This window comes from Pectobacterium sp. CFBP8739 (assembly GCF_013449375.1).
Taxonomy (GTDB): Bacteria; Pseudomonadota; Gammaproteobacteria; order Enterobacterales; family Enterobacteriaceae; genus Pectobacterium.
The window spans coordinates 1-6,677 of sequence record NZ_JACDRR010000017.1; the positions used below are offsets into that span (position 1 = coordinate 1).

General features: G+C 56.4%; 6 protein-coding genes and 1 pseudogene. 2 read left to right on the forward strand and 5 right to left on the reverse strand.

From position 1 onward, the window contains the following. Positions 1 to 464: 464 nt before the first annotated feature. The 3 genes from H0247_RS13960 to H0247_RS13970 form a co-directional block, all read right to left on the reverse strand. Positions 465 to 686 (reverse strand): hypothetical protein, encoded by a 222-nt coding sequence (locus tag H0247_RS13960; RefSeq protein WP_180743083.1) that lies wholly within the window; start codon positions 684 to 686, stop codon positions 465 to 467. Positions 687 to 925: 239 nt separating this feature from the next. After that, positions 926 to 1,939: a site-specific tyrosine recombinase XerC gene (gene xerC, locus H0247_RS13965; protein ID WP_180743084.1), complete on the reverse strand. Its 1,014-nt coding sequence runs from the start codon at positions 1,937 to 1,939 to the stop codon at positions 926 to 928. A gap of 45 nt (positions 1,940 to 1,984) precedes the next feature. Next, positions 1,985 to 4,897, reverse strand: a complete 2,913-nt coding sequence (locus H0247_RS13970; protein ID WP_180743085.1) for a CHC2 zinc finger domain-containing protein — start codon at positions 4,895 to 4,897, stop codon at positions 1,985 to 1,987. 101 nt (positions 4,898 to 4,998) lie between these two features. Between H0247_RS13970 and H0247_RS13975 the strand changes: the two genes are divergently transcribed. Both H0247_RS13975 and H0247_RS13980 read left to right on the forward strand, forming a co-directional pair. Next, positions 4,999 to 5,370, forward strand: coding sequence for a helix-turn-helix domain-containing protein (locus H0247_RS13975; protein ID WP_239788804.1), 372 nt, complete (start codon positions 4,999 to 5,001; stop codon positions 5,368 to 5,370). A gap of 80 nt (positions 5,371 to 5,450) precedes the next feature. After that, positions 5,451 to 5,675 carry a SymE family type I addiction module toxin gene (locus H0247_RS13980; protein ID WP_180743086.1) on the forward strand — a complete coding sequence of 75 codons (225 nt, stop codon included), beginning with the start codon at positions 5,451 to 5,453 and terminating at the stop codon, positions 5,673 to 5,675. A gap of 55 nt (positions 5,676 to 5,730) precedes the next feature. On the opposite strand, the gene H0247_RS13985 is transcribed toward H0247_RS13980, so the two are convergent. Together H0247_RS13985 and H0247_RS13990 are read right to left on the reverse strand one after the other, a co-directional pair. Continuing rightward, positions 5,731 to 6,174, reverse strand: a complete 444-nt coding sequence (locus tag H0247_RS13985; protein ID WP_180743087.1) for a DUF6386 family protein — start codon at positions 6,172 to 6,174, stop codon at positions 5,731 to 5,733. A gap of 8 nt (positions 6,175 to 6,182) precedes the next feature. Continuing rightward, positions 6,183 to 6,677 (reverse strand): annotated as a pseudogene (locus H0247_RS13990) (type IV secretion protein Rhs); the annotation flags it as partial.

Genomic DNA, 6,677 nt, shown 5'->3' on the forward strand with positions numbered 1-6,677 from the left:
ATAGGGATTATCCGGTGCTCGTCGTACTTTTTAGCGCACTTAACCCATTGAAGCAACAGTCTTTTCAGGCAGCGTTTTCAGCCACATTCACACGCCCGCAACCCGAACATCCCGACGCGCACTTTTAGCCCCGGACACGCTACCGCCATGCTGTGACGCCCCTGTCTGCCTGTGCCACATCATAGCAGCGGCAGCAGCCGCTGCCATTAGTCGTTTGCTGTTGAACCAGGTTTTAGCGCGGCGCGAGCCGTTCCGCAGCTTGCTGTGGGACGGTGAAGCGTCTGCCGGGTGCGGGCTGGCGAGGCCCGCAAGACAACGACTTAGCGGGGAGGCCCCCGGCGGGGGCCGCACGGGGCGGAGATGGCGAGCACGGGAACGAGCAAGGAGCCTGCGACTGCGAGCCGGGCGCAGCCAGTGCAGCGGGGTTGGGGCGGGGGCGAGGTGAAGCCGTTAAGCGGAGGCCGTCAGGCCGACAACCCCTTTTCTGTTGCCTTTGATGTTGGCCGAGGATTAACGCCGGAGCCTGCGCCGCCAGGGAAGGCGGCCACACCGTCGGTGCCACGGAAGGAGCGCGGCTGCCGACAGCAGAGGTGAGCGCAGCGAGCCTGTGCGCCGCGTTGTGCTGAGCTGCCGAACCCCGGCGGCCAGCCGCACGCCGAGGCCGAAGAGGACCGCAACGCGCCCATACCCTGAACGGCGCCGACATAATGTGTGTTACGCGTGGGCCGCGTTCAGCGGCTTTCGCGTAATGCCACATTATGTTGAATGACGTTCGGCCAGCAACCTGACAGGAAGAGAGTGATGAAGGTTGGCGCTGGCCGGGCGACATTTACCGCCGGAGTGCCTTACCTGAACAAGGCAAGCGGTGCGCCACGGATGGCGCGGCGTTTGCCCTGCGCTGTACCGCGATATCGAAGGAAGAGAGCTACTTTTTGGTGCTGTCCGGTTTACGCCGCGCCCGCTGTTTCCGCTCTGCCGGGTGCGTCTGTTCATGCACCTTCTGTAAGTGACCGATGGCGACCCGTGTGTATATCTGTGTCGTCTCCAGCTTCTCATGGCCTAAGATAGCCTGGATGTGTCGCGTGTCCGCGCCGTTCTCCAGCATCTGGGTGGCCATCGAGTGCCGGAACAGGTGACAGGCTCCCGGTTTGTCGAGGTGACCCGTTTCCCGGATGGCTTTCCCCGCCATCTGCGTCAGCGTTACCCGTGCCAGTCCGGTGCCTTTGTGGCTGATAAACAGGTGCCCGCTGTCATACCGTTTCGCCAGTTCAGGCCGCGCATGGGTCAGATAACGGGTTAACCACTTGCACGCCCGTTCACCCAGCGGCACCACCCGGTCTTTATTGCCCTTGCCCCGACGCACCATCATCACCCCCCGGCTCAGGTCGATGTCGCTCAGCATCAGGTTGACCGCCTCTGCCCGCCGGATACCGCTGCTCCACAGCACTTCCAGTATCACCCGGTTACGCAGCCCGAGAACCGTCCCGCTCTCCACCGACTGCAACACCCCGCCGGTTTCTTCCACGCTCAGCACCTGCGCTGGCAGCCGCTTTTCCTCTTTCGGCAACGTCAGCATGTCGGCTGGGTTATACAGGATGACGTGACGCTTCAGCAGCCAGCGGAACAGCATTCGGATACCCGTCAGGCGGTTAAGCTGACTGCCCGCCGTGAGCGATTTGCCGTCTGCCTTGCGGTAGCCCCGCAGCCAGCGCTGATACCCTTCCAGCACCACCAGACTCACCTGTGGCGCATACAACACCCCTCTGTCTTCACACCATGCCACGAACGGCAGCAGCCGTTCACGGTAGCTCTCCTGCGTCCGGCTGCTGTAGCCCGCCGCGCTGAGGTGGTCAAGGTAGTGCCCAGTGTGCTGGCGTAACGTCTGCGTCTGGCGGCTAAGGTAAAGGGCTTCCGGGCTGGGGGCTGGGGGTTGGGTCATGGCGGCGCGTCCTGCGTGAGAGTGGATGAGCGGCAGATAAGGGAACTACGGTACGACAGGCTTATCGTGTGGTGCCGGAACCGTGCTTTTACCGTTGACCCGACCGGATGGCGCAGAACCCTTGCCAGCACGGGCCTTGATGGGTTTTACCTTATCCGACCGCCCACCGACTGAACCCCGACCCGAGGCCGACCGCTTTTCATTACCCCCCGACCGGACGGAGTCGTAGTTATCTTTCTCTGTTATTTTTACCGTTTCCACAGCCGCTTCCGGTACATCGATAAGGCCGCACAGGTGCGCGTTATCGCCCTGAGCATCACCATCGAACAGCAGTTCGTAGCAGAACGTCAGCCCCCGCTTGTGCAGCATCAGGTATTCCAGTTCAACCAGTCGGGCAAGGTGGATTTTCAGTTGCGTATCGCCCCACTGCACCGCGTCCCGTAGCTGTTTGCGGGTAAAGTGGTATTCCGCTTTCGGCTGGCCGCTCTCTTTTACCCATTGCTGTATCAGCAGCAACAGCCTGCGGGTCTGCGGTGGCATCTCATCCAGCGTCCGGCCTAATATCTCGTGTGCTAACCGATTCGCCAGCACGATATCCGACCGCTCTACCTCGATATACTCGATAACCTGCCCACGGTGCGCTACCGTCTTCACCTCTCGCTGATACTGATGCAGCAGCGCGATAGACTGGATTAACGTCAGGTACTTCATATGGTCGCGGCGGGTACGGGTTTTGTCGCTCAGGAACGTCAACTGGCTGGCGAACGGGTTCACCACTTTTAACGGTTTCAGTAACCGCTGGGCATTCTGGTGCAGCTCGGTGAGGTAGCCTTTCTCGTTCTCCATCAGCAAGCCTTCCAGCGTCTGCGCCTTACGCTGCTGAGCATGTATCGCTTCCGTCTGTTCGCGGGATTCGTTCACGGTGAGAACCAGACAGCGGTTCAGCAGCTCTTCGTCCACGTCGATGGCCGTGGTGGTTAACATCAGCATCACCGGGCCTTTCACCGTGTACTGTTTGGTGACCAGATTGCCTGTGGCATCGTCCTTGCCCGTGCTGGCTATCGTTAACTCTCCGTCCGACTGGAGCAGCTTCAGCGCATACGCCGCCTGCCGCACGCCTTCCTCTTCCGCGATGGCGAGGATTTTATGCTGGAGATTGGTTTCACCCAGATAGAACAGGCTTTGCCCCGTCATCGCGCTGTACTGCAAGCGCTCTTCCGGCGGGATGAGATTAAGCACCGCATCCATCAGGCTCGATTTACCTGCCGCACTGGATGACTGGATAAGCACGGCCAGCGGCCTGTCCAGCTTGCGCGACACCGCCGCCAGATAACCCGCCACTAAGTTCGTGGACTCGCCCACCACGCCACAGGCGGCCAGGTCATCCGTCAGCCTGCCGATAAGATTCGGGTCTTGCAGCAACGCCAGCGCCGCCGCTTTGGCGTCGTCATCCAGTTCAGTCACGCTTTCACTGTCAGCTTCCGGCTGGCTCAGATGGGTTTCCAGTGCCAGCAGCACCCGCCCCAGATTGCGCCTGATGTCGCTTTCCGCTAACCCCAGCTCTGATGCGGCCAGCCGCGCATAACCCGCCCGGCTGCGGGCGCTCATCATGTCCACGCTGTCGGCGAACACCACGCCGCTTTCGGTGTCCAGCACCTGCGCGTTCACCTTCATCACGCCGCTGCCCGTTTTCACCGACGCCAGCCCACGGATGCGCCATTGCTGACCGGACAGTGTTATCTCCAGCTCACCACCCGGCAACACCTCAACCACCACCCCGGCAACTAAAGAGGAGGCGGGTTGCGGCAAGGCTTCAGGTTGCGGTGCGGCTTTCCGTTGTGGCTCAGCGGCGCGTTCCGGTTCAGCATTCACCGCGTCCCCCATCGGTAACGCGCCTTCTACCACCGCCCGGAACGCCAGTTCCGGCTCCGCCACCTTGCACAGATATTCATTGGCATCCATCCCCGCTGGGAACACCAGCCGGAACGGGGTAATGCCGTCACTAACCAGAGAGGCGGCCTGTTTCACCGCAGCTTCATCGCCTGCCGCGTCGTTATCGAACGCGATAAGCACCTGTTTCACGCCATGCCGGATAAAGGCTTGCCGCATTTCATCGGTGAAGCCGTTGACCCCATACGCCGCCGTGACGTTGCGGTAGCCCGCTACCCAGAACGACATCGCATCGATGAGGGATTCGCACAGGATAGCGGTTTTACCCGCCACTAACGCCTGCTCGTTCCACACCCCGCCATGCGGCCCCGGCAGGTACAGATGCAGCGGCGTACCTTTGCGTAACTCGCTACCCACTTTGCGCCCGTACAGCTCCCGCACCTGGCCGTTCATGTCGATAACCGGCACCACTAATGACCCCGCCAGATGTTCATGGCCGCTGTCGCGCATCACCCCCAGCGCCTGCAACTGACTGCGGATGGTCGCCCCGTCTTTGAGCTTCTTCGGCGGCAGACGGTAGCCCAGCGTGCGGTTGGCGAACCCCAGCTTAAAGGCAGCGACTAATTCAGGGTGATTGAGGCGACGCTTTTCCAGATACGCGATGGCGTCCGGCGCGTTCAGCAGCGTGTGGTGATAGAACTCAACCACGCGACCCAGCAGTGACTGCCTTTCCTGTTCATTAGCGATATCGGTAACGGGCGGCAGCGGCTCAACAGCAGGCACGGCACCCAGCTCACCGCGCAGGCGGTCAACCGCCCGATGCAGGCTTAGCCCTTCCGTCTTCATCACCCAGTCCAGCACCGAGCCGCCTGCATCGCAGCCGAAGCAGTGATACAGGTTCTTCTCCGGGCTGATGACCATAGACGGGGTTTTCTCCTGATGGAACGGGCACAACACCACCACGTCCTTGCCGCGTTTGAACACCTGCCGACCCTGCGAACGCACCACCTCTACTAACGGCACGGCGGCTTTCAGGTGCTGCAACTCGGATTCGGGGATGCGTGCCATAAACGGGTTCCTTGTAAAAAATCTGTCAATACGCATTATTGGTTTATATGATAATGCATATATGGTATATTACAAGTATCACTTACGCAACAGGGGGTAACATGCTGTCATTCTTTGCTTTTCGGTTGATGACTATGGATTTTGGTAAACGCCTTTCTGCCCTGCGTAAAAACCGTCAGTTGACACAAGCCGCCCTTGCCGAGAAGGTCGGTTGCCATATCACGATGATACGCCGCTATGAGTCGAATGAGGTTCAGCCTACGCTGGAGATTATCCGCAAGCTGGCCTGTGCGTTATCGGTCAGTGCAGATACGCTTATTTTTGATGAGGAAGAGCGGGGGCCGGATGATGAGCTGCGTTTGCAGTTTGAAGCCATCAGCCAGTTTTCTCCTGAAGAGAAAGCCGTGGCTAAGGTACTGCTGGAGTCATTGATTTTGAAGCATGATGCGAACCGGTTTTCGCGGAGTAAGTAGCAGCGAAAGAAGAAACGCGGCTTCCGTGTGTTGGAGCACATGAAAGCCGCTCACCACAACCAACTAACCAGGAGTTGACTATGGCTGCGCATGATTCTACGTCACGCAACACGGTAAATACAGCAACTAAAACAGAACGTTACTACACGGTGGGATACGCCCCGCAAAACGGCAAGCCTAACCCGCCGTCGGCGATCAACCTTAAAGGCCGCTGGCTGGAAGAGTCGGGCTTTATGACCGGGATGCCGATTACCGTGACGGTGGAGCGGGGAAGGATAGTGATTGAGACCGAGATTAATCTGTGATAAGCAGGTAAAAAATAACCGGAAGGATCGTTGAGATCGCTTCCGGCTTTTTATTTTATAACCTAATAGATGCTTCTATTTTGTTTCTCTTCTCTTTCGATGGCAAAAAGGATAAATATATTTCACCGTCCACTTTTTTGAATCTCACAGAATAACTACCCGGAAGAACATTTATAAAATCACCCGACACACTATTTATGTCATCTGGTTCCAGATCACCACCAGTAGTATCCTCACCAGCGCCAATAAATATATTTCCCGAAGGTGCGTTTATATATGCAAAGCCATTATAATCATTTAAAGATTCAACGATATTTATTGAATATTCGCCATCACTACCTAAATTTAAAAAAACAGCATTCCCATTATTGATTTCATCTATTTCATCATCTTCGATACTCCACCAATCTGGTGTATCAGTAATGCGATGCTTAAGTGATTGTAAATCAAAAATAACTACTGTTGCTGTATCAGTGAAAATTTTGAAATTAGTATTCATCTCATGCCTCAATCAAATATTATCGCACTTATTTTATCACCAGGTTGAAGCCCTGCTTTTCTTCCTGCATTTTTAAGAGCACTACCAACACTTTTGTTAATGGTTTCATTTAGCATTTGCAATCGCTGTGTTGCAGAGCCTCCCACAATCAGATCAACTGGGTGATCAGCATTCAGTTTTGAAAGGTCAGGTGCTTTACCAAACATTCGCTCGTAACGTTCAGAAACAGCCTTTCTGTATGAACTTTGAATAGAGGAAATTCTGACATCATGTGTGCCAGGAGACCAAACTAATTCCCCTCGCTTAGCTGCTCTATTGAGTGCATTTTGCTTTTTCATGAACTGACGTTCTAAATAATTTCTTTCGGCCGAAGATAGATTATCTCTACTTAAAATTTTAGGCTTACTTGCACGTAGTATGTTTTCACAACCAGCAAGACCCAGCGGATCAACCCACGTATTCGGATTCTGCACATACCCATAGTTACTCTCACCCCCCGCTAT